Origin of the sequence: Stenotrophomonas maltophilia group sp. Smal13 (assembly GCF_030236855.1) — a bacterium.
In the GTDB taxonomy this organism is placed as follows: domain Bacteria; phylum Pseudomonadota; class Gammaproteobacteria; order Xanthomonadales; family Xanthomonadaceae; genus Stenotrophomonas; species Stenotrophomonas maltophilia_A.
Genome location: NZ_JASJSQ010000020.1, coordinates 45,035 through 69,346 on the forward strand (window position 1 = coordinate 45,035; position 24,312 = coordinate 69,346).

Annotated in this window: 20 protein-coding genes; 5 read left to right on the top strand and 15 right to left on the bottom strand. The window is 67.3% G+C overall.

What is annotated here, in order from left to right; genetic code table 11:
* Positions 1–8: 8 nt before the first annotated feature.
* Positions 9–788 carry a DUF4349 domain-containing protein gene (locus QRO95_RS09380; protein WP_285302408.1) on the bottom strand — a complete coding sequence of 260 codons (780 nt, stop codon included), beginning with the start codon at positions 786–788 and terminating at the stop codon, positions 9–11.
* Positions 789–820: 32 nt separating this feature from the next.
* A complete protein-coding gene (locus QRO95_RS09385; RefSeq protein ID WP_046983156.1) occupies positions 821–1,177 on the bottom strand; it encodes a GFA family protein in 357 nt (118 codons plus the stop codon).
* Between the two features lie 112 nt (positions 1,178–1,289).
* Between QRO95_RS09385 and QRO95_RS09390 the strand changes: the two genes are divergently transcribed.
* On the top strand, positions 1,290–3,098 hold the full coding sequence (locus tag QRO95_RS09390) for a DUF885 domain-containing protein (protein WP_285302390.1): 1,809 nt from the start codon (positions 1,290–1,292) through the stop codon (positions 3,096–3,098).
* Positions 3,099–3,239: 141 nt separating this feature from the next.
* Here the strand turns inward: QRO95_RS09390 and agp are convergent, their stop codons facing one another.
* From agp to QRO95_RS09405, 3 genes are all read right to left on the bottom strand, one after another.
* Positions 3,240–4,469, bottom strand: a complete 1,230-nt coding sequence (gene agp, locus QRO95_RS09395; protein WP_285302392.1) for a bifunctional glucose-1-phosphatase/inositol phosphatase — start codon at positions 4,467–4,469, stop codon at positions 3,240–3,242.
* A 52-nt stretch (positions 4,470–4,521) separates the two neighbouring features.
* Positions 4,522–6,354, bottom strand: coding sequence for a multidrug efflux ABC transporter SmrA (smrA, locus tag QRO95_RS09400; RefSeq protein ID WP_180844846.1), 1,833 nt, complete (start codon positions 6,352–6,354; stop codon positions 4,522–4,524).
* Between the two features lie 199 nt (positions 6,355–6,553).
* Entirely contained in the window at positions 6,554–8,113 is a 1,560-nt protein-coding gene (locus QRO95_RS09405) for a serine hydrolase (protein WP_285302395.1), read from the bottom strand.
* A 110-nt stretch (positions 8,114–8,223) separates the two neighbouring features.
* Here QRO95_RS09405 and QRO95_RS09410 point away from each other — a divergent pair, with 110 nt between their 5' ends.
* The 3 genes from QRO95_RS09410 to QRO95_RS09420 are packed head-to-tail and all read left to right on the top strand — an operon-like array spanning position 8,224 to position 10,476.
* Positions 8,224–8,667, top strand: coding sequence for a VOC family protein (locus QRO95_RS09410; protein WP_032128347.1), 444 nt, complete (start codon positions 8,224–8,226; stop codon positions 8,665–8,667).
* Positions 8,664–9,494, top strand: a complete 831-nt coding sequence (locus QRO95_RS09415) for a DUF72 domain-containing protein (protein WP_285302398.1) — start codon at positions 8,664–8,666, stop codon at positions 9,492–9,494. Before QRO95_RS09410 ends, QRO95_RS09415 begins: the two co-directional genes overlap by 4 nt.
* A 34-nt stretch (positions 9,495–9,528) precedes the next feature.
* Positions 9,529–10,476: a DMT family transporter gene (locus QRO95_RS09420; protein ID WP_032128349.1), complete on the top strand. Its 948-nt coding sequence runs from the start codon at positions 9,529–9,531 to the stop codon at positions 10,474–10,476.
* Positions 10,477–10,506: 30 nt separating this feature from the next.
* On the opposite strand, the gene QRO95_RS09425 is transcribed toward QRO95_RS09420, so the two are convergent.
* The 6 genes from QRO95_RS09425 to QRO95_RS09450 form a co-directional block, all read right to left on the bottom strand.
* Positions 10,507–11,667 (bottom strand): AAA family ATPase, encoded by a 1,161-nt coding sequence (locus QRO95_RS09425; RefSeq protein WP_032128350.1) that lies wholly within the window; start codon positions 11,665–11,667, stop codon positions 10,507–10,509.
* Between the two features lie 163 nt (positions 11,668–11,830).
* Positions 11,831–12,901: a sensor domain-containing diguanylate cyclase gene (locus QRO95_RS09430; protein ID WP_285302399.1), complete on the bottom strand. Its 1,071-nt coding sequence runs from the start codon at positions 12,899–12,901 to the stop codon at positions 11,831–11,833.
* A gap of 144 nt (positions 12,902–13,045) precedes the next feature.
* Positions 13,046–13,768, bottom strand: coding sequence for a pseudouridine synthase (locus tag QRO95_RS09435; protein WP_049424580.1), 723 nt, complete (start codon positions 13,766–13,768; stop codon positions 13,046–13,048).
* Positions 13,769–13,802: 34 nt separating this feature from the next.
* Positions 13,803–15,467 (bottom strand): sensor domain-containing diguanylate cyclase, encoded by a 1,665-nt coding sequence (locus QRO95_RS09440; RefSeq protein ID WP_285302402.1) that lies wholly within the window; start codon positions 15,465–15,467, stop codon positions 13,803–13,805.
* A 109-nt stretch (positions 15,468–15,576) separates the two neighbouring features.
* Positions 15,577–18,000: a bifunctional diguanylate cyclase/phosphodiesterase gene (locus tag QRO95_RS09445; protein ID WP_285302403.1), complete on the bottom strand. Its 2,424-nt coding sequence runs from the start codon at positions 17,998–18,000 to the stop codon at positions 15,577–15,579.
* Positions 18,001–18,227: 227 nt separating this feature from the next.
* Positions 18,228–20,174 (bottom strand): DEAD/DEAH box helicase, encoded by a 1,947-nt coding sequence (locus tag QRO95_RS09450; RefSeq protein ID WP_032128355.1) that lies wholly within the window; start codon positions 20,172–20,174, stop codon positions 18,228–18,230.
* A 266-nt stretch (positions 20,175–20,440) separates the two neighbouring features.
* On the opposite strand from QRO95_RS09450, the gene QRO95_RS09455 reads away from it, so the two are divergent.
* On the top strand, positions 20,441–20,662 hold the full coding sequence (locus QRO95_RS09455; protein WP_010486399.1) for an RNA-binding S4 domain-containing protein: 222 nt from the start codon (positions 20,441–20,443) through the stop codon (positions 20,660–20,662).
* 25 nt (positions 20,663–20,687) lie between these two features.
* Here QRO95_RS09455 and ubiM read toward each other — a convergent pair whose 3' ends face one another.
* The 4 genes from ubiM to QRO95_RS09475 all read right to left on the bottom strand — a co-directional run bounded on the left by ubiM (position 20,688) and on the right by QRO95_RS09475 (position 24,115).
* Positions 20,688–21,866, bottom strand: coding sequence for a 5-demethoxyubiquinol-8 5-hydroxylase UbiM (gene ubiM, locus QRO95_RS09460; protein ID WP_049399589.1), 1,179 nt, complete (start codon positions 21,864–21,866; stop codon positions 20,688–20,690).
* Between the two features lie 80 nt (positions 21,867–21,946).
* Positions 21,947–22,336, bottom strand: coding sequence for an MAPEG family protein (locus QRO95_RS09465; RefSeq protein ID WP_032128357.1), 390 nt, complete (start codon positions 22,334–22,336; stop codon positions 21,947–21,949).
* 11 nt (positions 22,337–22,347) lie between these two features.
* On the bottom strand, positions 22,348–22,893 hold the full coding sequence (locus QRO95_RS09470) for a DUF4019 domain-containing protein (protein WP_032128358.1): 546 nt from the start codon (positions 22,891–22,893) through the stop codon (positions 22,348–22,350).
* Positions 22,894–22,951: 58 nt separating this feature from the next.
* Complete coding sequence (locus QRO95_RS09475) at positions 22,952–24,115, bottom strand: hypothetical protein (RefSeq protein ID WP_032128359.1); 1,164 nt, start codon at positions 24,113–24,115, stop codon at positions 22,952–22,954.
* Between the last annotated feature and the right edge of the window lie 197 nt (positions 24,116–24,312).

The following is a 24,312-nucleotide window of genomic DNA, read 5'->3' on the forward strand; positions in this document are numbered from 1 at the left end:
CCTTCACCTCAGAGGCTGGGCGGCAGCCTGCGGCGGCGGCGACGCCACCACGCCCGCACACCCCAGGCCGCGATCAGGGCCAGCACCGCCACCGGCAGCAGCGCGGCCGCGGCGCGGATCAGGAACGCAACGCTGGTACTGAGGATGCTGCCCGATTCGCTCAGCGCCTCGCCAATCTCGCTGCGGCTGCGCTGGCCCGAGGTGGTATCGAAGTGCATCGTGACCAGCTGGGTATCGATGCGCCGGCGTTGCTGCGCCGAATCCTTGTTGGCCTGTTCGACGCCCGCTTCGATCTCCGACAGGCGCGTGGTGATCGCCATCAGGTCCTCGATCTTCAGGTCCTTGCGGTCCTGGTAGGACAGCAGCCGCGCATGTTCCTTCTCCAGCCGCGCCTTGGTCAGTGCGGTGTCTGCTACCTCCTGCGCCAGGTCCTCGGCGCGCGTATTGCGCGACTGCAGCGTGCCCCCCTCACCGGCCAGAGCGATCAACGGCTCGGTGCCCTTCGGCGCGATTCGTACCTTGACCTCACCGCTGGGCTGCTCGCCACTGCGCTGGTCGACCTGCAGCACCGCGCAATCACCGAACTTCGCACTCTGGCAGGCCTGCGCCACCTGCTGGATGCGCACAGCGATCTGCGCCGCTTCCAGCTGGATCTGCACGTCATGCTCGTAGGCCAGGAACGCACCTTCCGGCGAAGCGACAGCAGCATCGGCAGCGGCCGCACCCGCCTCCTGCGCCCTCTCGCCGTTCTTGGCACAGGCCGCCAGCGCCAGCAGCAGCACCGGCATTGCCACCACACGCGTCCACGCGCGCAGCGGCGTCACAGTGCCGCTCCGTCGTAGGACATCACCGCCAGCGTGGCCAGGTCCACCTGCGGTACGCAGCGCACGTTCACCGCCACCATCGGCGTGCCGGTGCGCGGATCCACCGCTTCGCTGTAGGGGGCAACGCCGCACTCGCGGCAGTGGTGATGATCGATGTGGGCCTTGTTGAAGTGGTAGGTGGCCACGTCCGCCGGATTGGTGCTCAGCTGAAACGCCTCGCGCGGGGCAAACCACAGCAGGCTGCCGCGACGGCGGCACATCGAGCAGTTGCAGTCGATGACGTCGCTGATCGGCGCCTCGGCCTGTACGGTGAATGCGATCCTGCCGCAATGGCAGCTTCCCTGGTATTCCATGTCCTGTGCTCCGCTGGAGGGTCCTTGTCAGTGCCCATGGTAATCCTATGGCACGGGGACAAAGCAGCCCCGGGGCCCTATGCTCGGGGTTTGACCCTGTACAGGAACGCCGATGCGCCCGCATCTTCTTGCCTTCGCCCTGGTCGCCGCCCTTGCCGGTTGCCAGCCGGCCGACGCCCCGACCAACGCTTCCACCCCGGCCGCCAACCAGCAGGCCGGTGACGCGGCGGTTGATGCCGCCTTCGCCGACCTGTCCAAGCGCGCCCTGGACACCTGGATGCAGCTCTCGCCGGTCAGCGCCACCCAGATCGGTGACCACCGCTACGACAGCGAGATCGACGACCTGAGCACCGCCGGCCAGCAGAAGACCCTGGCCGCCTACAAGGCGCTGCTGGGCGAGCTGGACAAGATCGAGGTGGCCAAGCTGGGCCGCGAGAACCAGGTGGACGCGGCGATCCTGCGCAACCAGCTGCAGTCCGAGATCTGGAATGCCGAGGTCATGCAGTCCGGCAAGTGGGACCCGCAGCTGTACAACGGCATTGCCGGCAGCGCGATCTACGGCCTGATGGCCCGCGAGTTCGCGCCGCTGCCGGAGCGCCTGAAGTCGGCCACCGCGCGTATGGAAAAGCTGCCGGCGATCTTCGCCCAGGCACGCGAGAACCTGGATCCGGCCCGCGTGCCGAAGATCCATGCCGAGACGGTGGCCAAGCAGAACAAGGGCATCCTCAGCATCGTCGATACCTTCATCACCCCGCACATCGGTGAACTGCCGCAGGCCGACCAGCAGCGCCTGCAGGCCGCCATCGACGGCCTGAAGAAGGCCGTGGACGAACAGCAGACCTGGCTGGACAAGACCCTGGTGCCGAACGCCAAGGGCGACTTCCGCATCGGTGCGGAAAAGTACGACCAGAAGCTGAAGTTCGCGCTGAACTCGTCGCTGTCGCGCCAGGAGATCGGTGAGCGAGCACGCGCCGAACTCAAGCGCGTGCGCGAAGACATGTACGGCATCGCGCAGACCGTGCTGAAGGACAAGCCGGGCGCACCGGAGATGCCGGCACAGCCGACCGACGAGCAGCAGCAGAAGGCGATCGAGGCCGCGCTGGAGCTGGCCTACGCCGACAAGCCGGCACGCGACAAGGTCGTCGACGATGCCAAGGCCGCACTGGAGCAGTCCACCGCATTCGTGCGCGAGCACGATCTGATGACCCTGCCCGACGCGCCGGTGGACATCATCCTGATGCCGGAATTCCAGCGTGGCGTGGCCGTGGCCTACTGCGATTCGCCGGGCCCGCTGGACAAGAACCTGAAGACCTTCTACGCCGTGTCGCCGATTCCGGACGACTGGAACGACAAGCAGGTCGACTCGTTCCTGCGTGAGTACAACTCGCGCATGATCCACCTGCTGAGCATCCACGAAGGTACTCCGGGCCATTACCTGGAAGGCTGGCACTCGGCCAAGTTCCCCTCCACCCTGCGTGCGGTGCTGCGTTCGGGCCTGTTCGCCGAAGGCTGGGCGGTCTACACCGAGCGGATGATGCAGGAGCAGGGTTACCTCAACAACGACCCGCTGTTCCACCTGGTGCAGCTGAAGTTCTACCTGCGCACGATCTCCAACGCGATCCTCGACCAGGGCGTGCACGTGGACAACTGGGATCGCGAAAAGGCGATGCACCTGATGACCCATGATGCCTTCCAGCAGGAGAGCGAAGCCGCCGGCAAGTGGGTGCGCGCGCAGCTGACCTCGGCACAGCTGCCGACCTACTTCGTCGGTGCGCAGGAACACTTCGACACCCGCAAGGCGATGCAGGACAAGCTGGGCGACAAGTTCAACCTCAAGGCCTATCACGACCAGATGCTGTCCTACGGCGCGCCGCCGGTGCGTTTCGCACGCCAGCTGATGCTGGACCAGCCGATCGAGTGATCGCGCCGGTGTGAGCGGAAACAGAACGGCCCGGGGAAACCCGGGCCGTTTTCTGTTCGGCGTCCCGGGGTGGACCCATCCACGCATGGCGTGGATCTACTACCCGCCTGCCAGTAGATCCACGCCATGCGTGGATGGCATTCAATTCAGCGCGCGATGCAGCAGGCGCTCGAACTGCACGTCACTGCATCCATTCTGCCCACACCCGGGAAGCGCGAGCTCCACCCGACCGGGTGGCTGTGCATCGCTCAACGGCAGCGCATCTCGCAGTTGCGCGGTGGTCGGGTAGACGTAGGCCAGGCGGAAACGCACTTCGCCGGCCCCACGATCACGCCAGCGTTCAAACTGCAGCAGGCCGCCGATCGGTGTCTTCTCATACTGGCCCGGCAACGTGTAGTCCGTGATTCCCAGCGCCGCCAGCACGGAACCGATGTTGGAATCGTGGCCGACCAGCAGGCTCACCTTCGGTGACGCCGGATCTTCGAACAGCCCGTTTATTCTTGCCAAAAGCGGCGCGGCCACGTCCCGCGCCACCTCGGGTGTTCCGAACAGGATGTCCTGGTAGCGGTTGCGGATCTGCGCCAGCGCCTGCCATTTGGCCTCCGTGTTCAATCGGCCCCACCCTTCGCGGGGGATGCCACTTCCCTGGTAGTGCTCCATCAACAAGGCATCGACCAACCCGCTGGCCAGGGCCAGCGAACCGGAAGTACGCGGTTCTTTGCCCGGCTCTGCGCTGAAAATGGAATCGGCCGGCGTCAGGTGGCATTCGCTGCGGCCTGCGCACGCAGCCGACTGCGGGTAGCGGGTGATCGCCTCCACCGCCGCCAGCGCCGGTGCCAGATCCGATGCGGCCTGCGCCTGTTGCATCGCCGACAGCGCACGCTCGCGGAAGAGCGTGTCTCTGTTGTGGATCACCGGATTGAACAAGGGATCCATCGTGCCCAGCGGCATGCGCTGCTCGATCGCAACGTGGCAGCCCGGGAAGGCACCTGCAACGAAGAACTGTGCGGTCGCCTGGGTGCGCTGCAGGCTGTTGGCATGGGCGTGGAAGTCGCTCGGCTGCGGGCAGCCCGTTGCCGGCAGCAACTTTGCCTGCCGCAGCCACTGGCCGATGTAACGGCCCATGTAGACCTCCAGCACGCCGCCCTTGGTGGTCAGCTCGCCGGCGCCTACGTCCCAGCTCGGCCAGCGCTCCGGAGTCGCATTGGCCAACGCGCCCGATGCCACCACCGGTGCGCGCAGGTTGTGGCGGCTGAGAAGGATGACCTGCTCGAGGGCTTCGCCTTCCACTGATGGCGATGCAGCGGCTGCGGCAGTGGCGACCAGTGCCAGCACCAGCGCCAGCAGCAGGGGGCGTAGAGAACGAATCATGCGGGCCTCCGACCCCAAGGAATGCATCCACGCATGGCGTGGGTCTACTGGTCTACTGGTCTGCAGCCACAAAACCACCGGTCTGCCGCGCCCACAAGCGCGCGTACAGGCCACCGGCCGCAATGAGCTCGGCATGGGTGCCGGTCTCGACAATGCGGCCCTGGTCCATCACCACCAGCCGGTCCATGCGTGCGATGGTCGACAGCCGGTGCGCGATCGCGATCACCGTCTTGCCGCCCATCAGCTGGTCCAGGCTGTCCTGGATCGCCGCTTCCACTTCCGAGTCCAGTGCCGAGGTCGCCTCATCCAGCACCAGGATCGGTGCGTCCTTCAGCAGCACGCGGGCGATGGCGATGCGCTGGCGCTGACCACCGGACAGCTTCACGCCGCGCTCGCCCACGTGCGCGTCGTAGCCACGCCGGCCCTGCCCGTCCACCAGCGTATCGATGAAGGCTGCGGCGCGCGCCTTGGCCACGGCGGCATGCAGCTGCTCGTCAGTGGCATCGGGGCGGCCATACAGCAGGTTGTCGCGGATCGAGCGATGCAGCAGCGAGGTGTCCTGGGTGACCACGCCGATCTGCTGGCGCAGGCTCTCCTGGGTGACATGGGCGATGTCCTGATCGTCGATCAGGATGCGGCCGCTTTCCAGGTCGTACAGGCGCAGCAGCACGTTGACCAGGGTCGACTTGCCGGCACCGGACGGGCCGACCAGGCCGATCTTCTCGCCCGGCTTCACCACCAGGTCCAGGCCGGCAATCACACCGCCCTTCTTGCCGTAGTGGAAGTGGATGTCCTGGAAGTGCACGCCACCACGGGTCACCTGCAACGGCACCGCATCCTCGCGGTCCTGCACGGTCAGCGGCTGGGCGATGGTGGTGATGCCGTCCTGCACCGTGCCGATGTCCTCGAAGATGCCGTTGATGGTCCACATGATCCAGCCGGACATGTTGTGGATGCGGATCACCAGGCCGGTCGCCAGCGTGATCGCGCCAACAGTGATGTGGCCACCGTTCCACAGCCACAGCGCGAGCCCACAGGTACCGGCAATCAGGAAACCGTTGACGATGGCGATGGTCAGGTCCATGCCGGTGGTGATGCGGGTCTGCGCACGGTGCTTGACCGCCAGTTCCTGGATCGACTCGGCCACATAGGCCTGCTCGCGTCCGCCATGGGCGAACAGCTTCAACGTGGGAATGTTGGTGTAGCCATCAACGATGCGGCCCATCGCCTTGGAACGCGCTTCGGAGGCGATCCATGCGCGTTCCTTCGCGCGCGGAACGAAGTAGGCCAGGATCACTGCATAGGCCAGCAGCCACAGGATCAACGGCACCATCAGCCGCCAGTCGGCCTGCGCGAACAGGTACAGCGCGGTGCCGGTGTAGACCACGATGTACCAGAGCGAGTCGACCATCTGCACTGCCGATTCGCGCAGCGAGGTACCGGTCTGCATCACCCGGTTGGCCACGCTGCCGGCGAAGTCGTTCTGGAAGAAGTTCAGGCTCTGCCGCACCACGTAGTTGTGCATCAGCCAGCGCGAGCGGTTGCTCAGGCCAGGCACGATGGCCTGGTTGACCAGCAGGTTGTGCAGGCCGACCAGGATCGGCCGCGCGATGACCGTGATGAACAGCATCCAGCCCAGCTCATTGGCATGGCGCTTGAAGAAATCGGCCCCCGGCTGCTCGGCGACCATGTCGACGATGCGGCCCAGGTAATCGAACATCGCCACTTCCACCAGCGCCAGCAGCAGGCCGGCGATCAGGGTGGCCAGCAGCACCGGCCACACCGGGCGCAGGTAGTGCAGGTAGAACGGCAGCACCTTGCGCGGCGGCATGCGCCCGTCCACGGGTGGGAACACCGGAATCAGGGATTCAAACCAACGGAACATCGCATTCCCTCGCCATCAATAGCCGGCGGAGTATCCCACGCCGCGTGTGTACGCCAGCCGATGATCACCGCGGTTCCGGTAGTGCCGGCCGCTGGCCGGCACCCTTGCGACGCATCCGGGGATCATGAGGTTGCCGGCCAGCGGCCGGCACTACCCTTCGGATTCGTCAAACGGCAGCGCCGGGCCACGCCCGGCGGCGTCATTTCACCGGGGTGAACAGCAGGTCCTGGAAATCGAAGCTGAAATCGGTCAGGTCGGAGATCGACTGCATGCGCACCTCGCGCACCTTGCCGTCCGGATCCAGGCTGAAGTTCACGAACGCGTCGGCGTTGAGCGAACGGTCGTCCCAGCGCACGATGAAGGTGTCATGCTGCCAATGCTCCAGGCGCCCGCTCAGCTGCGCGGTCTTCATGAAGCGCAGGCGCAGGCCCTTGCCCTCGGCACTGACCTGCATGTCGCCATACCAGCGGTCGCGGAACGTGCCGGTGTAGCCGGCCAGTGCCAGCGATGGCTTGCTGCCCTTGTCACGCGCGCTCTGGTGCTTGGCCCAGGCCTCGTCGGCCTTGTCCTGGCCCTTGGCCACGGCCTTGGCATAGGCGTCCACCCAGTCGTGCTTCTCACCGCCCAGGTAAGCATCAAGCACGCTCAGGGTGATCGCGTTGAACGCCGCGCCTACTTCCTGGTTGGTCAGCACCACCACGCCCAGCTTCTCGCCTGGCACCAGGGTCAAACGCGAGACCATGCCCGGCCAGCCACCGGTATGCCAGACCAGTTTCCGGCCGCGGTAGTCACTCAGGCTCCAGCCTTCGCCGTAGCCGGCAAAGTTGGCCCGCGCCGGCGCCAGCTCCGGCACGCTCGGCGCCGGAATCGACTGCGGCGTGATCATCCGCCACATATGCTGCTGGCTCTTGTCGCTGAACAGCGCAGTGCCATCGGCCAGCTTGCCTTCGTCCAGCTGCACCTGCATCCAGCGCGCCATGTCGTGCGCACTGGAATAGATGCCACCGGCACCGGCATTGTTCGACCAGGTCAGCGGTGCAACGGTACGCAGGTCCTTGAAATCGTACTTGGCGTGGCCGACCGCGGCCTTGTCGCCCGGCTTCAGGTGATCGGCGTTGTAGCGTGTGCCGGCCATGCCCACCTTGTCGAAGATGCGGGTCTGCAGGAACTGCTGGTAGCTCATGCCGGAGACATGCTCGATCACCTGCTGGGCAACCGCGTACAGGATGTTGTCGTACGCATAGCTCTCGCGGAAACCGCCCTTCAGCGGCACTTTGCCCAGCCGCTCCACCACTTCGGCATTGCTGTAGGAGGTGGTCGGCCAGAACAGCAGGTCACCTGCGCCCAGGCTCAGCCCGCTGCGATGCGACAGCAGGTCGCGGATCGTCATCTGCCCGGTCACGAACGGATCGGACATGCGGAACGACGGCAGGTGGTCGATCACCTTGTCGTCCATCTTCAGTTTGCCGTCCTCGGCCAGCAGGTTCAGTGAGGTGGCGGTGAACGCTTTGGTGTTGGAAGCAATGGCGAACAGCGTATCGGCCTGCACCGGTTCCGGCTTGCCCTGCTCGCGCACGCCCCAGCCGCGTTCCAGCACCACCTCGCCATCCTTGACCACGGCCACGGCAATGCCGGGCACGTCGAACTGCGCGCGCACGCGCTCGACGGTCGCATCCAGGTCCTGCAGCTGCGCCGGGGTGGCAGCACTCGCCATGGTCGTGCACGCCAGCAGCACGGCTCCTCCAATCCAGGGTTTCATCCAGCACGATCTCCGAACAGGGGTGGCGGCCATGTGCAGGCCGTCACCGGGGTTTCGCGCGATGGTAACGGTCTGCGGCGCACCCTGCCCTGTGCCATAGGAGGGGTGTCATGGGCGGGAACGGCCAACCGAGCAACGGCTCCACCATCATTCCATGCCTGCGCTATCGCGACGCGCAGGCCGCCATCGACTGGCTGCAGCGCGCCTTCGGCTTCCATGCCCAGGCCGTCTACGCCGATGGCGATACGGTGTTCCATGCACAGCTGACCTTCGGCACCGGCATGATCATGCTCGGCTCGGCCGACAAGGAAAGCGAGTGGAACCAGCATGCGGCGATGCCTGATGAGGTCGGCGGCCGCCAGACCCAGAACGCCTGCGTGATCGTCACCGATGCCGATGCGCACTATGCACGGGCCAAGGCCGCCGGTGCCCGCATTGTCATCGACATCGCCGACCAGGACTATGGCGGACGCGGCTACGCCTGCGCCGACCCGGAAGGCTATCTGTGGTGGTTCGGCAGCTACGACCCGTGGCGCGCGGACCACGGCCAGTGACCGCGACCGCCCGGCAGGCAGAGATCCGCTGCGGCATTGGTGGCTGGGTGTTTCCCGAATGGCGCGGCGGCGTTTTCTACCCGGTTGGCCTGCCGCAGCGTGAAGAACTGGCCCATGCCAGCCGTGCCCTGCGTTGCATCGAAATCAACGGCACCTTCTACCGCACGCCCACCGCGGCGCAGTGCGCGCAGTGGGCCGCACAGACGCCGGAAGGCTTCCAGTTTTCGATGAAGGCGCCACGGTACCTGGTACAGCGCCGAGACCTGTCCAGCACGGTGGAAGCGGCCGCGCCCTTCCTGCAGGCGGCGATTGCACTCGGTGACCGGCTCGGGCCGTTGCTGTGGCAGTTCGATCCGCGCCATCCGGCCGATACCGATGCATTGGGTGCCCTGATGGCGCAGCTGCCGAAGCAACTGGAAGGGGTGACGCTGCAGCATGCGCTGGAGGTCCGCAACGCCGAGGCACATGGCCCGGCACTGGTTGCTGCCGCCCGTCGACACGGCGTGGCGCTGGTGATCGAGGACAGCGACGAGGCGCCACTACACGGCGATGTCAGTGCCGGCTTCGTCTACGCCAGGATCAAGCGCAGCCAGGCCCGCTTGAACGAGGGTCTGCCGGCACCCCTGCAGCAGCGCTGGGCCGAACGCGCGCTCCACTGGTCACGCGGCGAGCCGGTGGACGACCTGCCCTGCCAGGCCGCGCCGGCACCGTCAGAACCGCGCGAGGTCTACCTGCTGTGCATTGGTGCGGGCAAGGCACGCAACCCGGCGGCGGCGATGGCCCTGCAGCGGCGGGTAAATGGGGCCAGCAATTCCTCACGCGGATAGCGCTGCGGTCATCGCCTTGCCTCACAATAGGCGGATGAGCACACCCGACACCCGCAAAGCGCTGTGGCAGATCCACTTCTGTGTCCTGCTGTGGGGCGTCACCGCCATCCTCGGCAAGTTGATCACCCTGCCGGCGCTGCCGCTGGTGTGGTGGCGCATGCTGCTGGTAACGGCAATGTTGGCGCTGCTGCCGCGGGTCTGGCGCGGATTGCGCACCCTGCCACTGCGCCTGGTGGCGGGCTACGCCGGCATCGGCGCGCTGGTCGCCCTGCACTGGCTGACGTTCTACGGCGCGGTGAAGCTGGCCAACGCCTCGGTGGCCGCCACCTGCATCGCGCTGGCGCCGGTATTCACCTCGATCATCGAACCGTGGGTAGCCAAGCGACCGTTCCAGCTGCGTGAACTCGCCTTCGGCCTGGCCGTGCTGCCGGGTGTTGCACTGGTGGTCGGTGGCGTGCCCGATGGCATGCGCCTGGGTGTACTGATCGGCGCGATATCGGCGTTGCTGGTGGCGGTGTTCGGCTCGCTCAACAAGCGCATGGTCAGCCACGCCGATCCGCTTACGGTCACCGCACTGGAGCTGGGCGCCGGCACCCTCACCCTGACCCTGCTGGCGCCACTGATGCCCTACCTGCTGCCGGCGCTGGCCAGCCCGCTATGGGTGGTTCCGGACCTGCACGACGGCATCCTGCTGCTGGTACTGGCCGGGTTCTGCACGCTGCTGCCGTTCGCCCTGGCCCTGGTCGCGCTACGCCACCTGAGCGCCTACACGGTGCAGCTGGTGACCAACCTGGAACCGGTCTACGCGGTGGTGCTCGCGGTGGTGCTGCTGCGCGAGCAGCACGAAGTCACCCCGTGGTTCTACCTGGGCGTGGCGATCATCGTCGGCGCGGTGTTCCTGCATCCGTTGTTGAACCGCCGCAAGCCGGTGCAGCATCCGGAAATCCTTGGCACGGCCGAGGCGCGCAACATCGCCGATTGAGCGCATCCGCGCAGGGTGCGAATCGCCTTGTCAGCGCTGCGGCCAGTGCCATGCCGGGGCATCCAGCAAGCCCTGCCCGCTCAACAGCGTGCGCCCCTGTTCCTTGTGCAGATGCAGCGAATGACAGCCGGGCGCCTGCTCCAGTGCTGCGATCAGTCGGCTGGCGTGTGAGACCACCCACACCTGGCTGCGCGCACTGGCCGCGATGATCAGCCGCGCCAGCGCCGGCAGCAGGTCCGGATGCAGACTGGTCTCCGGTTCGTTGAGCACCAGCAGCGGCGGCGGGCGCGGCGTGTGCAGTGCCGCGGCCAGCAGCAGGAAGCGCAGCGTGCCGTCGGACAGCTCGGCCATCGACAACGGCCGCAGCAGCCCCGGCTGGTGGAAGCGCAGGGCCAGCCGGCCATCCAGTTCCTCGAACCCCACCGTGGCGCCCGGGAACGCATCCTCCACGCTGCGCGCCAGTGCGCCCGGATCACCGATCTCGAGGATGGTCACCCAGGCCGCCGCCAGATCGCGACCGTCGTGATGCAACACCGGCGTGCGCGTGGCCATCGCCGGTTGCCGTGCCGGGGCATCGGCGTCGCTGCGGAAATGGTCGTAGAAGCGCCAGCGACGGATGTACTCGCGCAGGGCGATGGTTTCCGGCATGCGCTGCGGATCGCCAACCTGGGTGAACAGACTGTCGAACAGCGACAACCGGTCATCGACCAGATCCCAACCGCGCGCATGGCGTTGCCGCACCATTGCCCCACGTCGGTCGACCAGCAGGTTGGCGCTGCGCAGGAACGGCCCGGCCCAGATCGCCTCGGCCTTGATCTGCGGGTCCAGTGCGAAGGCCGAACGGCTGGGCGGTGGGTAGCCCAGGTCGATGGCATAGCCGAACTCGTCGGTGGTGAAGCCCAGCTTCAGCCCCACCGATTCCTGACGCGGGCCGCCCTGCAAGGGGATTTCACCGGCAGCAACCCGACGGTCCATTTTTTCCGGCCCCGCCCACAGCGCCGAACCGAGCCCACCTTCGCGGGCCAGAACCGCCGCGACGCCGCCCTGCGCGGTCTCCGCCAGCAGGCGCAGCGCGCGGTACAGGCTGGATTTGCCACTGCCATTGTCGCCGGTCACCACATTCAACTGCTGCAGCGGCAGTACCAGCCCGTGCAGCGAGCGATAGTGGGCGATGGCCAGGGTCTGCAGCATGGTTGTGTCCGTGGGAACAGGGACGTCATGCTGGCCGGTTCTGATCGCAGGAGCTGCGACGCGACGTGAATCGGGAAGAGCATCCACGCATGGCGTGGATCTACTGGAACGGCATCGAATCATCCACACGTCGCATGCGTTCAGCGCGCGAGTCGCCGGTGTCTCAGCCCGCCCGTTCCACCCGGTTGCGACCATTGCCCTTGGCCCGGTACAGCGCCTTGTCGGCACGTGCCAGCGTGTCATCCACGCTTTCACCTGGCTGGTGCTGGGCAACACCGATGCTGACCGTGACCGGGAATCCAAGCGGCAGGTCAGCCACGGCCAGGCGCAGGAACTCGCATTGCAGTTCGGCCGTGTGCAGGTCGGTGCCCGGCATTACCGCCACGAACTCCTCGCCGCCGTAGCGCGCAGCCATGCCGCGGCCGGCGAAGTGCGAGCGCAGCAGCACGCCCAGCTCGGCCAGCACCCGGTCGCCTGTAGCGTGGCCCTGGAAATCATTGATGTGCTTGAAATGATCGATGTCGAGCAACGCAACGCAGGCGACGCCCGGTTGCCCATCGATCTCCACCACCGCCTCTTCCAGTGCCGCCGCCATTGCGCGGCGGTTGGGCAGGCCGGTCAGCGCATCGGTGCGGCTCTGCTCGGCCAGGTCGGCATTCTGCGCCAGCAGCACGTCCTGGTACTCCGCCAACAGGCGCTCGTAGTCATCGCGCTCCAGCATGTGCTTCTGGATGTCGAGCGCGAAACGGCGCAGCTCCATCACCAGCATCACCTGCCGTGACAGCGCGGCCAGTGCCTCGGCCTTGTCGCTGGGCAGGTGCTGCGGATGTGCATCGAACACGCACAGCGTGCCCAGAGGCAGTCCATCGGAACTGATCAATGGCGCACCGGCGTAGAAGCGGATGTGCGGGTCGCCGGTCACTACCGGGTTGTCGTGGAAGCGGATGTCCTGCAACGCGTCCTCGACCACCATGATTTCCTGCGGCTGCAGGATGGCGTGGCCACACATCGATTCGCTGCGCAGGTTTTCCGCCGCGTCGATGCCCTGGATCGACTTGAACCACTGCCGTTCGACGTCGATCAGGGTCACCGCCGCCATCGAGGTACCGCAGACCGCCTTGGCGATCGCGACCAGGTCGTCGAAGGATTTCTCACGCTGCGAATCCAGGATCCGGTAGCGGTACAGCGCCTCGAGCCGCAGGGCTTCGTTGGCAGGCTTGTCGGGCTTGATCATGCAGCGTCACGTTCCGGCAGGTCACTGCGGAGTCTAGCTGATGCCGGTGCGCAATCCGCACAACGGGGAGTGCCGGCCGCTGGCCGGCATCCCGCGCTCATTCGATGCCTGGTGCAGCCGGCCAGCGGCCGGCACTACCGCGCGTTACCAGTCCAGCTGCTTCGGCAGCAGGCCCTGCAGCTCCTGCTCGGTCAGGTTGCGCCACTGGCCCGGCTTCAGCGCACCGATCTTGATGTTGTCGATGCGCACGCGGCGCAACTGGGTCACGCGATAGCCGAATTCGGCGGCCATCAGGCGGATCTGCCGGTTCAGTCCCTGCTGCAGGGTGATGCGGAATCCGAACTTGGCGATGCGCGAGGTCTTGCACGGCAGCGTCATCTGGTCGTGGATGCGCACGCCGCGCGCCATGCCACGCAGGAACTCGTCGGTGACCGGCTTGTTCACCGCCACCAGGTACTCCTTCTGGTGGCCGTTCTCGGCACGCAGGATCTGGTTGACGATGTCGCCGTTGCTGGTCATCAGGATCAGTCCCTCGGACTCCTTGTCCAGGCGCCCGATCGGGAAGATGCGCTGTTCGTGGCCGACGAAGTCGACGATGTTGCCCTTGACCGAGGTTTCGGTGGTGCAGGTGACGCCCACCGGCTTGTTCAGCGCGATGTAGACGTGGCGGCGGGCGCCGGGCTTGCGTGCCACGCGCGCGCGCAGCGGCTGGCCGTCGACCAGCACCTGGTCTTCCTCGCCCACCACCGCACCGGTGCCGGCCGCGTGGCCGTTGACGGTGACGCGGCGGGCGGCGATCAGGCGATCGGCCTCGCGGCGGGAGCAGAAGCCGGTGTCGGCGATATGTTTGTTGAGTCGGGTGGTCATCGGTCCATTATCCGGCATCGCCGCCCGCTGCGCTTCATGCCGGGGCCGGCGGATCGAGCTCTTCGCCGTCGAACACCCGGTTGCGACCCGCCCGCTTGGCCACGTACATGGCATGGTCGGCCCGCCGCAGCAGCGCGGCCAGGTCATCCTCACCCGGCCGCCACTGCGCCAGTCCGATGCTGGCGGTCACTTCCAGGCCCGGCACCTGCAGGGCCTGGCCGGCTTCGGTGATGCGCTGGCGCAGGCGGTCCAGGCGCGCCGACGCCGCCTCGCGCGGCATGCCCGGCATCAGCAGCAGGAACTCCTCGCCGCCCATCCGCACCACTTCGTCCTGGCTGCGGACTGCCGTGCGCAGGGCACGCGCTACCGCCACCAGCACCTGGTCGCCCACCGCGTGGCCATGGCGGTCGTTGATGTCCTTGAACAGGTCGATGTCGAGGAAGCCGATCACCAGCGGGCCGCGCTCACGGTCGACCTGTGCCAGGTGACGGGCCAGCTGCTGCAGGCCGGCCCGGCGGTTGGGCAGCCCGGTCAGGCCATCGGTTTCGGCCAGCTGGCGCAGTTCATCGCGCTGCTGGCGCAGCCGGCCCAGCCGCTGGTTCATGGCATAGGCGGCCATCATCAGCAGCCAGGTCACCGACAGCTGCAGTGCTTCCACCCGGTACTCCAGCAGCCACCCCGCACTGCTGGCATCGGCTGCGATCATCACCAGCAGTGGCACCAGCGCCGCCAGGCCCGCCAACGCCCAGCAGTCACCGCGCAACCAGGCACGCATGCCAGCGGCCAGTGACAACAGGCAACCGAGGATGAAGGTCAGCTGCAGGCTCTGCGCGACCAGCGCCAGGGTGTCCCAGCGCAGCCACGGCACCAGCGCGGCCAGTCCCATCAGGCCCCACAGCACAGCCTGCTGTGCCGGCCGCGAGCGCGGCAGCAAGCGGTCCCCGCCGTTGAGGCGCCACAGAGCGGGCAGTACCAGCGCCTGGGTCGCGGCGGTCAGCGCCAGCAGCCACCATGCGCCGCGCTCGCCCACCGGCAGCCACGGTTCGGGGTAGCCGCTCAAGCCGCCAAGAACCGCCTGCCACACCACCACCACGATCGTCGCGCCGATGTAGACCAGGAAGCTGCGGTCACGGGTGGTCAGGTAGGCCATCAATGCCGACAGCGCCAGCGCGATCGCCACCGCGATGCAGGCCGCGCGCACCAGCAGGCGGGCGGTATCGTTCTGCTGGACCGGACTGGGCGCCCCCAGCCGCAAGGTTGGCACCCAGCGCGCTTTCAGCGGCGCCTGCCACGACACCAGGAACGGCTCATGGCTGCCTGCCGCTGGCACCGCCACCAGGCCGATGCCGGCGCGGAAGCGCGAATCACGGGTGCGCGCATCGTGCATGTTGCCGCAGATCTCGCGGTCACCATGCTGTACGCGGACTTCGCCAGCGAACACGTTGAACACATCCAGCGCCTGGGGTTGCCCCGACCAGCCCCCGGGCGGCGCCGGTACCTCTACCTGCTCGCGCGGCCCGGCCAGCATCGCGGGCGTACAGCCACGATGGGGTGTCGGTTCGTCCGTCGGTGCGCCAACCAGCAGGAAATCCCGGCCGGCCTCGGCCAGGCGCGCGTGCACCAGACCGGGAAGCAACACTCCCATCAGCAGGACGACCAGCAGCGTCCCTGTTTCGTACCGCCACTGCCTGACGCCCACGCCACATCCTGTTCCTGCTTACGTCCGCGCCCACTGCGCGTCGCCCCTGGCGCGCATTATCGCAGCCGGGCACGCCGCGCATGTGTAGACCAAAGTCGCCGTGCGCCGTTCAGCCAGCGGCCGGAGGCCCCTTCACCGCCACCAGGCGGACCGGCCTCAGGTCACTCAGGGTCATCCGTTCCAGCGGCTGCGGCCGCTCGATCGCGTAGCCCTGCAGGCCCTGCACGCCGAGCCGGGTCAGTGCGCCAGCCACCTCGGCGGTTTCCACCCATTCGGCCACCACCTCCATCTGCAGTTCCCGCCCGAGCTCGCTGATCGCCCGCACCGTAGCGTGGCTGACCGGGTCGGTGTCCATGTCACGCACGAAGGTGCCGTCGATCTTCAGGATGTCCGCAGGCAGCTGGCGCAGATAGCCGAACGAGGACAGGCCGGAGCCGAAGTCATCCAGTGCCATCCGGCAGCCACGCGCCTTGACCGCATCGATGAAAGCGCGTGCCTGGCTGAGGTTGCTGATCGCCGCGGTCTCGGTGATCTCGAAACACAGTTTCGAGGCCAGCGCGCGGTTGCGCTCGAGCAGGTCGCAGACGAAGGCGAGGAATCCCGGCTCGGCGATCGACTGCGCCGAAACGTTGACGTTGCACAGGCCCAGCTGGCGCACGTGTGCCGGGCAGACCTGCAGGTGGCGGAACAACAGCCCGAGCACGTGCCGATCCAGCGCCACCGCCATGCCGTATCGCTCCACCGCCGGCATGAACTGACCGGGCAGATGCAGGCTGCCATCGGTACCACGCATGCGCACCAGCACCTCGTAATGCAGGTAGGACGGATCGCCCACGCGGGCGATGCGCTGCGCGTACAGCAGCATGCGATTCTCCGCCATGGCCAGGCTGACACCCTGCAGACGCTCGGCCTCCTGCCGCCGCTCCTCCAGCGCCATGCGGTTCTCGTTGAAGCAGTGCACGCGGTTGCGACCGGCCTGCTTGGCGGCATAGCAGGCGCTGTCGGCAGCGCTCATCAGCCAGTTCGCGTCCGGCGCCTCGGCACTGACCTCGACCACGCCGATGCTGCAGCTCAACTGCGGGCTGCCCTCGCTGATCGGGAACGTGGCCTGGCCCAGGTTGCGGATCACCCGCTGCAGTACCCGCTTGGCTTCATCCTGGCCGGCGTGGGCGAGAAACACCGCGAACTCATCGGCCCCCAGGCGGCCGACCCAATCGCCATCACGCACCGCCGCCACCAGATAGTCGGCGAAACCGCGCAGCATCTGGTCGCCGGCGGCATGACCGAAGCTGTCGTTGACCAGCTTGAAGTGGTCCAGGTTGATGTAGCACAGCGCATGCGTACCACCGTCCGTCCGGACCTGCAGCAGCGCGCGCTCCAGCAGGCGTTCGATCTCGCGGCGGTTGATCAGGCCGGTCAGCGGATCGTGGCTGGCGTGATGCTCGATCTCGCGCGCCAGTGCATGGTTCTGGCTGACATCCTCGATGATCGCGAACACCGACAATCCTCCGCCCGAGCTGCGAACCGCGGTACCGCTCCAGCGTCCCCAGACGAGGCTGCCATCGCGCCGGCGGAAACGCAGCTCGCTCGGCCGCAGCTGCCGGTCCCAGTCGATGCGGCCGACACCGTCGAGGACCAGTTCCCCCTCCATCAGCAGGTCACCCAGCAGCATCTGCAGCAGCACATCGCGCCGGTAGTCGAGGATATCCGCCATCGCCTGGTTGGCCTCGACCACGCGGCCATCGGTGTCGAGCTTCAGCATGCCGACATTGGCCTGGTAGAACGCCGCGCGGAAGCGGCTCTCGTGCTCGGTCAGATCCTTGCCGACACGACGCGCCAGCGCCACTGCCATCAGGCTGATCACCAGCACCGACAGGCCGCCAACCATCAGCGTGGCGATCCGGACCATGGTGGCCATCCTCAGCACCGCCTGCGAGAACGCCTGGGCCTGCACCTGCAGGCGGCGGTCGAGATCCCGCAGCTGCTGCAGGTAGCGATTGCGGTCGGCCACGGGCAGTTCACCTGCCGCATGCCTCCGTTGCAGCTCGGCGACCAGGGCCTGCACAGCCTCCAGATCACCATCGGTCTGCCGCCACAGTGCAGTGGCTTCGCGGAATGCTCCCAGGTCACGGGCGTAGCGGAACGAGAACACCAGGCGCGGAATATCGGCGCGCGCGTTGCCGCCCTGCAGGAAACCCTGCCGGGCCTTCTCCTCGTCCGGTACCGCCTGTTCCAGCGCCAGCCGGGCCTGCAGATCCCCCAACGGAATCCGCAGGGCCTGGCGCGCGTCATCCAGGTCCTGCGCATCGCCACGCGCCAGGTAGCGGCTCAGCGCAGCGGTCGCATCCTGCTGCCCTCGCGACCAGTAGCCCTGGCCGGCAATCCAGGCCGTCGAGGCCGCCTGCAGTTCCTGGATCAACGCGGACAGCGCGACCAACCCGATCGCCATGCCCGTCAACAACGCAAAGCGCAATCCCAGGCCACGGGTCATCGGCACCCGCCGGCTCTGCTGGTCCGTGCCACTTCTACCCATCCCGGATCCCCCCGAATGTGCTGCGGTGACAACCTCCCTTGGAACCGGCCCAGCCTATGACCGGCAATGTGTTTGCCATGCGAAAAGGGGACGGAGGGGATTAAGTCGTTTTCGGCATAAGCGCACTGCCGGGCATAAACGACTTAATCCCCTCCGTCCCCTTTTCCAGGCCCATAACGGACAACGCCAACCCGGAGGCTGGCGTTGTTCAGGACCGCAGGTGCGGCTTAGAAGCTGCGCGGACCGCGCGGCTTGAAGCCGTCACGACGCGGCGGGCGGCTGTCGCGGTCACCGCCGCGGTCGCCACCGTGGCCACCCGGACCGCCCGGGCCACCGCGACGCGGGCCACCCGGGCCGCCCGGACCACGCTTGTCGAAGCGCGGCTTGAACGGACGCGGGGCCGGATTGGTGTCTTCACCCGGAGCCAGCGCACGCATCTGCAGCTGCTGGCCGGACACCCACACCTTCTGCAGGTGCGACAGCACGTCCGGCGGCATCTGTGCCGGCAGGTCCAGCAGCGAGAAGTCGTCGTGGATGTCGATGCGGCCGATGAAGCGGCTTTCCAGGCCAGCTTCGTTGGCAATGGCGCCAACGATGTTGGCCGGCTTCACGCCGTGCTGGTGGCCGACCGAAATGCGGTAGGTCTCCATGCCCTGCTCCGGCGCACCACGTGGCGGAACCTCACGGCGCGGACGCTGCTCGAAGCCACCTTCGGCGTCGTCGCGGCGCGGGCCACGCTCGAAGCGCGGACCACGCTCGTTGCGGTCGAAGCGATCGCCACGTTCCGGGCGGTCACCACGGTCGAAGCGTTCGCGCGGTGCGCGCTCTTCACGCGGGGCACGCACCGGCGGCTGCAGCAGGAACGGGGTGTCACCCTGCAGCATCTTGGCCAGCGCGGCAGCCACTTCAATGGCCGGCACGTTCTGCTCGTTCTCGAAACGCTCCAGCAGCTGGCGGTAGAAGTCCAGGCCACCGGCGCCGAGGGTTTCGCTGATGCGCGAGGTGAACTTGTTGATGCGGGTGTCGTTGACCGCTTCCACGCTCGGCAGCTGCATCTCTTCGATCGGCTGGCGGGTAGCGCGCTCGATCTGGCGCAGCATGCCCTTCTCGCGCGGGGTGGCGAACAGGATCGCCTCGCCGCTGCGGCCGGCACGACCGGTACGGCCGATGCGGTGCACGTAGCTTTCGGTGTCGTACGGGATGTCGTAGTTCAGCACGTGGCTGATGCGCTCCACGTCCAGGCCGCGGGCAGCCACGTCGGTGGCGACCAGGATGTCCAGCTTGCCTTCCTTCAGCATGGCGATGGTGCGCTCACGCTGGGCCTGCTGCATGTCACCGTTGATGGCGGCAGCGGCCAGGCCACGGGCCTGCAGCTTGCTGGCCAGTTCCTCGGTGCCGGCCTTGGTGCGCGCGAAGATGATCATCGCGTCGAACGGCTCGACTTCCAGGATGCGGGTCAGCGCGTCCAGCTTGTGCATGCCGCTCACCCACCAGTAACGCTGGCGGATGTTGGCCGAGGTGGTGGTCTTGGCCGCGATGGTCACTTCCACCGGGTCCTGCAGGTAGGTCTGCGCGATGCGGCGGATCTGCGGCGGCATGGTGGCCGAGAACAGGGCCACCTGGCGCTGCTCCGGCAGCTTCTTCAGCACGGCTTCGACGTCGTCGATGAAGCCCATGCGCAGCATTTCATCGGCTTCGTCCAGCACCAGCGTCTTCAGCTCGGACAGGTCCAGGGTGCTGCGGTCCAGGTGGTCGATCACGCGGCCGGGGGTACCGACCACGATGTGCACGCCGCGGCGCAGGGCCGACAGCTGCTGGCCGTACGGCTGGCCGCCGTACACCGGCAGCACGCGGAAGCCCGGGATCTTCGACGAATAGGACTGGAACGCCTCGGCAACCTGGATGGCCAGTTCGCGGGTCGGCGCCAGGATCAGGGCCTGCGGCTTGATCTGCTGCAGATCGATGTTGGACAGTACCGGCAGCGCGAACGCTGCGGTCTTGCCGGTGCCGGTCTGGGCCTGGCCCAGCACGTCGCGACCTTCCAGCATCGCCGGGATGGTAGCGGCCTGGATCGGCGACGGGGTTTCGTAGCCGATGGCGGTGACCGCCTGCATCACGGGCTCGGACAGGCCGAGCTGCGCGAACTGCAGCGGCGCTTGGGAATCTTGGGACATGGGGAACTCCGAAGACACTGCCGTCTTCCTGGCAGTGCGATAAAAAAGGTGATGGTCCGCGCTTTGGGCGCCCTTCTTATCGCGTGCCCTGGCGCTGCTCGGTTGGAGGAGATTTCACTCGCTCAGAGCGGAATCATACCGCATTGATCCTGAACAAGGCGTACAGCTTGCCGTGCGCGTACCGTCATGCCCCAAGCTGGCGCACAATACGCGCCCTCTTCACCGGCCCGGCCGCTGGCTGCGCCCTTCCCCAGGAACCCCGCTCCATGCAGATTCTCGAATTCGACCTCGACGGTGACTACGTCGAACTCAAGCAGCTGCTCAAGCTGGCCGACCTGGTCACCAGTGGCGGCGAGGCCAAGATGGTCATCGGTGACGGCCAGGTGCGGGTCGACGGCGAAGTTGAACTGCGCAAGGCCTGCAAGATCCGCGCAGGCCAGGTGGTCGAGTTCGCCGACAGCCAGATCCGGGTGCTGGCCGCCGGCTGATCTGAACGGGCTGATCTGAACCGGTTCAGGCCACGCGCTGGGTCAGGTGCGAGGCGATCAGCTGCCTGAACGGTGCCACGCCTTGTGCCAGACGCAGGCCCGCCGCGCGCAGCAGCCGCGCCGGGCGGCGATCGTCGGTATACAGGCTGGCGATTGCATTGGTGGCCTCGTACAGCGGCCGCGACGCCAGCCGGTGACCCCGCTGGTAGCTGGCCAGCATGCCGGCCGCGGCAATGTCGGCACCACGTCGCTGCTGCGCGACGATGCCCTGTGCGAGCCGCTGTGCGCTGGCCAGTCCCAGGTTGAAGCCATGCGCGGTGACCGGGTGCATGCCAACGGCGGCATCGCCGATCAGCGCCGAACGCTCGCCGACGAAACGGTGCGCGTACACACCCACCAGCGGATACGCCTGCGGCGTGGCCACCGGCTGCATGCGGCCCAGGCGGTGCTCGAAGCAACCGCTGATGGCCTCACCGAAGGCCACCTCATCCATCGCCAGCAGTTCTTCAATCTGGCGCGGCGGCAAGGTGATCACCGCAGACGCTTGGCCCTCGTTGAGCGGCAGCAGCGCCATGGTGCGGCCGTAGCCGAACCATTCCCAGGCAGTGTGGTGATGATCACGTTCGACCTGCATGCGGCACACCAGCATCGACTTGCCGAAGTCGCGCATCTGCGCGCCGATGCCGAGCATGCGGCGGGTGGCGGAGAAGCGGCTGTCAGCGGCGACCAGCAGGCGCGCATGAAGTTGGCTGCCGTCATCGAGTTTGACCACGTGGCCCTGCGCATCGGCCTGCACGCCCAGCACCTTGCGCCCGTCGAACAGCTCCAGGCCGTCCTGCCCCTGCACGGCATCCCATGCAGCGCGGCGGATCAGATGGTTGGGCACCAGCCAGCCCAGCGGCTGACCGTCCACCTGGCTGCTGGCGAAGGTCAGCGCGAACGGCGAGCCGCCGTTCATCACCTTGGCATCGCGCAGTTCAGCGACTTCGGCCTGCGGCAGGCGCTGCCACAGCCCCAGCTGCTCCATGCTCTGCCGCGAGGCATGGGTCAGCGCGATCTCACGGCCATCGAAGGCGGCCTCGGCAAGCGCCTGGCGCGGTTGAACTTCGACCAGCCCGACCTGCAGGCCGCTACCGGCCAGCGCGCGCGCGAAGCACAGACCCGCCGGTCCGGCGCCGACCACCACCACGTCCATCCTGCGCATGCGCGCCTCCTGCCGTTGATTCAGTCCGCGCCAGCATAGCGCCGCGCACCTGACCGGCCTTGATCTGGATCAGGCCGGGATCACAACAACGCGAACACCAGCGCCAGGATCGACAGCAGCGACACTGCCCAGACCAGGCTGCGCACGTAGGGCACGCCCGCGGCATACAGCGGCAGGTAGACCACGCGCGCCCAGAAGTAGGCCTGCGCCGCCAGCGCCGTGGTGTCGTTGCCGCGCCCGGCCACGACCACTGCGATGGCGGCGGCAGCGAAGAAAGGGAACGTCTCCAGGAAGTTGGCCTGCGCACGCTGCAGGCGCCCGGCCAGCGGGCTGAGTGGCCTGGCTTCGCCATCACGCGCCGAGGCATTCCACTTCATCCCACGCTCGCGGGTGACCACGGTGGAGGTAGCGAAGATGTAGACAAAGCCCAGCAGCACCGACCAGGCCAGCATCGTCAGTTCAGTTGCCATCGATCATCTCCTCAGGGTGCCGACGCACGCAGGCTGTAACCGGCCAGGCGCCACACCTGGTCCTCGTCGAAACGGAACGAGACGAGCTCGCGTACCGGCTGCGCGCTGTTGGCGAAACGGGTCGGGAAGCTGACGTTGATGTACAGCCCCTCCGGCACCGCGGCACCGGCGCTGTACTTGACCCGGGTGATGGTCGGCTGACCACGCCCGGCCAGCGCGCCCAGGCGCGTGCGCTCGGCAGTCAACTGGCTGACGAAGGCGGCCTTCGGTACTGCACGGCGCGCGACGGCCGAAGCGCCATCCCACAACTCGCCTGCGCGGTTGGCATCGACCAGCTGCGCCGCCTTCACTGCGGCCGCGCCCATTTCCGCATCCTGCTTCTGCACCTGCGCCTGCTGCGCGGCAGTCAACGCCGGAGCGCCGGCCGTGGCCGGTTTCGCAGCCGCCGGCGATGCCGGTGCGGGGCGCGCGGGTGCCGGTGCAGGCGTGGCCGGCGCGGGTGCCTGCGCCAATGCGGTCAGGGGCAGCAGGGACAGCAGCAGGAGCACGCGCTTCATGGACACCGCCGGTTCTCGGGAAAGAACCGCAGTCTACGCCAGCGCGGTGAGCTGTTCGTCAGCGCGCGTGGGCGCTGCCTTCCACCGCTGCGGCATCGGCCTGCGCGGCAGGCGTGCCGGTGTCTGCTGGCGCCTGTTCGGCCACCGGCGGCGGCTCCGACGGTGCCGGCGGCAACGTTGCCACATCGATTTCCGACAGCGGGCTTTCTTCCGGGCACACCGCATCCGGGAAACCGAAGCGCTGCTTCAGTGCCTGGCCGCAGCTGTTGATCGATTCCATGTCGGCGCCTTCGCGCTTGCACTGCTGGTCGAAGGCGATCAGGAACGCATCCTTGCGCTGCACGAAGTCATCGCCGCAGGCGCGCATCTGCTTGATCCGTTCCAGATCGTCCTGCACCGCGTTGGTGCCATCCAGACCGTACTGGCGTAGTTCGTCCGGCGTCAGCAGGCGCAGGCTGCGGTTGGGCACCGTCATCATCAGATCGGCCACGCCCACCGCCACGCCGTTGCGCTGCAGGTAGTCCTTTACGTTGTCGTAGACCTCGTGCAGCTCGCGGTTGAGCTCGGCGCGCGAGGTCGCCTTGGAACTGATGCGCATCATGCGGTGGATGCCGACCTTTCCCGACAGCAGCCGGTTGTCACCAGCGGCCAGCACGAACACGCAGGCGCTGTGGCAGATCGAGCCTTCGCGCACCCAGATGGTCCAGCCCGATTCACCGATGCTGTCACCGGCGACGATCGCCGATTCCACCTGACCGCCGCTGGAGTCCAGATCGAGGATGCGCTTGTGGATCTTCTGTTCATCGGCGACCACGGCAAGTCGCCACATCATTTCGGCGAAGCCCGGATTGATCTTGCCGGCGTAACGCACCCGCATCAGGCCACGCTCGGCACACGGCGCCAGGGCCTGGGCAATCTGCTCGCGCTGCAGGCCCTCCAGCTCGACGCCATCGCCCGCCTCACCGGCGTACTCGGTACTGCAGCTGACCCAGGCGCGGCCATTCTCCAACTGCGCCTGCGGCCACGGCCGATCCGCCCGGCTGCGCGGCGGCGCCGGCGGTGGCGGTGCGTCAGCCGCATTGATCGACACCATGTTCTCGCCATCACTGGCCGGCGCCCGCGCCGCCTTGTCGGCAGCGGTCACATTGCCCGGATTCTCCAGCTGACTGCAGCCCGCCAGGGCCAGGCACAACAGGGGCAACCAGCGGAATTTGGCGGACATCGGGCAACCGGGATTCATGGGAGCAAGAGCCACAGTCTACCCGTCCAGGGCGCGCATTCAGCGCGTGGCACTGAACCCCTTCTGACCCTTGGGAAAGTGTGTCGACCAAGGTCGACACCCACCAACAGCATTGCGGAACGCCGTCCCGACAGGTCGCAGGAACCTGTCGAAGGCGGGGTGGGTCCGGTTGCAGGGGC

Bases quoted from the DNA above. Each gene is read 5' to 3' on its own strand.
- QRO95_RS09380 (WP_285302408.1), bottom strand. From the start codon at position 788: ATGCCGGTGCTGCTGCTGGCGCTGGCGGCCTGTGCCAAGAACGGCGAG.
- QRO95_RS09385 (WP_046983156.1), bottom strand. From the start codon at position 1,177: ATGGAATACCAGGGAAGCTGCCATTGCGGCAGGATCGCATTCACCGTA.
- QRO95_RS09390 (WP_285302390.1), top strand. From the start codon at position 1,290: ATGCGCCCGCATCTTCTTGCCTTCGCCCTGGTCGCCGCCCTTGCCGGT.
- agp (WP_285302392.1), bottom strand. From the start codon at position 4,469: ATGATTCGTTCTCTACGCCCCCTGCTGCTGGCGCTGGTGCTGGCACTG.
- smrA (WP_180844846.1), bottom strand. From the start codon at position 6,354: ATGTTCCGTTGGTTTGAATCCCTGATTCCGGTGTTCCCACCCGTGGAC.
- QRO95_RS09405 (WP_285302395.1), bottom strand. From the start codon at position 8,113: ATGAAACCCTGGATTGGAGGAGCCGTGCTGCTGGCGTGCACGACCATG.
- QRO95_RS09410 (WP_032128347.1), top strand. From the start codon at position 8,224: ATGGGCGGGAACGGCCAACCGAGCAACGGCTCCACCATCATTCCATGC.
- QRO95_RS09420 (WP_032128349.1), top strand. From the start codon at position 9,529: ATGAGCACACCCGACACCCGCAAAGCGCTGTGGCAGATCCACTTCTGT.
- QRO95_RS09425 (WP_032128350.1), bottom strand. From the start codon at position 11,667: ATGCTGCAGACCCTGGCCATCGCCCACTATCGCTCGCTGCACGGGCTG.
- QRO95_RS09430 (WP_285302399.1), bottom strand. From the start codon at position 12,901: ATGATCAAGCCCGACAAGCCTGCCAACGAAGCCCTGCGGCTCGAGGCG.
- QRO95_RS09435 (WP_049424580.1), bottom strand. From the start codon at position 13,768: ATGACCACCCGACTCAACAAACATATCGCCGACACCGGCTTCTGCTCC.
- QRO95_RS09445 (WP_285302403.1), bottom strand. From the start codon at position 18,000: ATGGGTAGAAGTGGCACGGACCAGCAGAGCCGGCGGGTGCCGATGACC.
- QRO95_RS09450 (WP_032128355.1), bottom strand. From the start codon at position 20,174: ATGTCCCAAGATTCCCAAGCGCCGCTGCAGTTCGCGCAGCTCGGCCTG.
- QRO95_RS09455 (WP_010486399.1), top strand. From the start codon at position 20,441: ATGCAGATTCTCGAATTCGACCTCGACGGTGACTACGTCGAACTCAAG.
- ubiM (WP_049399589.1), bottom strand. From the start codon at position 21,866: ATGCGCAGGATGGACGTGGTGGTGGTCGGCGCCGGACCGGCGGGTCTG.
- QRO95_RS09465 (WP_032128357.1), bottom strand. From the start codon at position 22,336: ATGGCAACTGAACTGACGATGCTGGCCTGGTCGGTGCTGCTGGGCTTT.
- QRO95_RS09470 (WP_032128358.1), bottom strand. From the start codon at position 22,893: ATGAAGCGCGTGCTCCTGCTGCTGTCCCTGCTGCCCCTGACCGCATTG.
- QRO95_RS09475 (WP_032128359.1), bottom strand. From the start codon at position 24,115: ATGTCCGCCAAATTCCGCTGGTTGCCCCTGTTGTGCCTGGCCCTGGCG.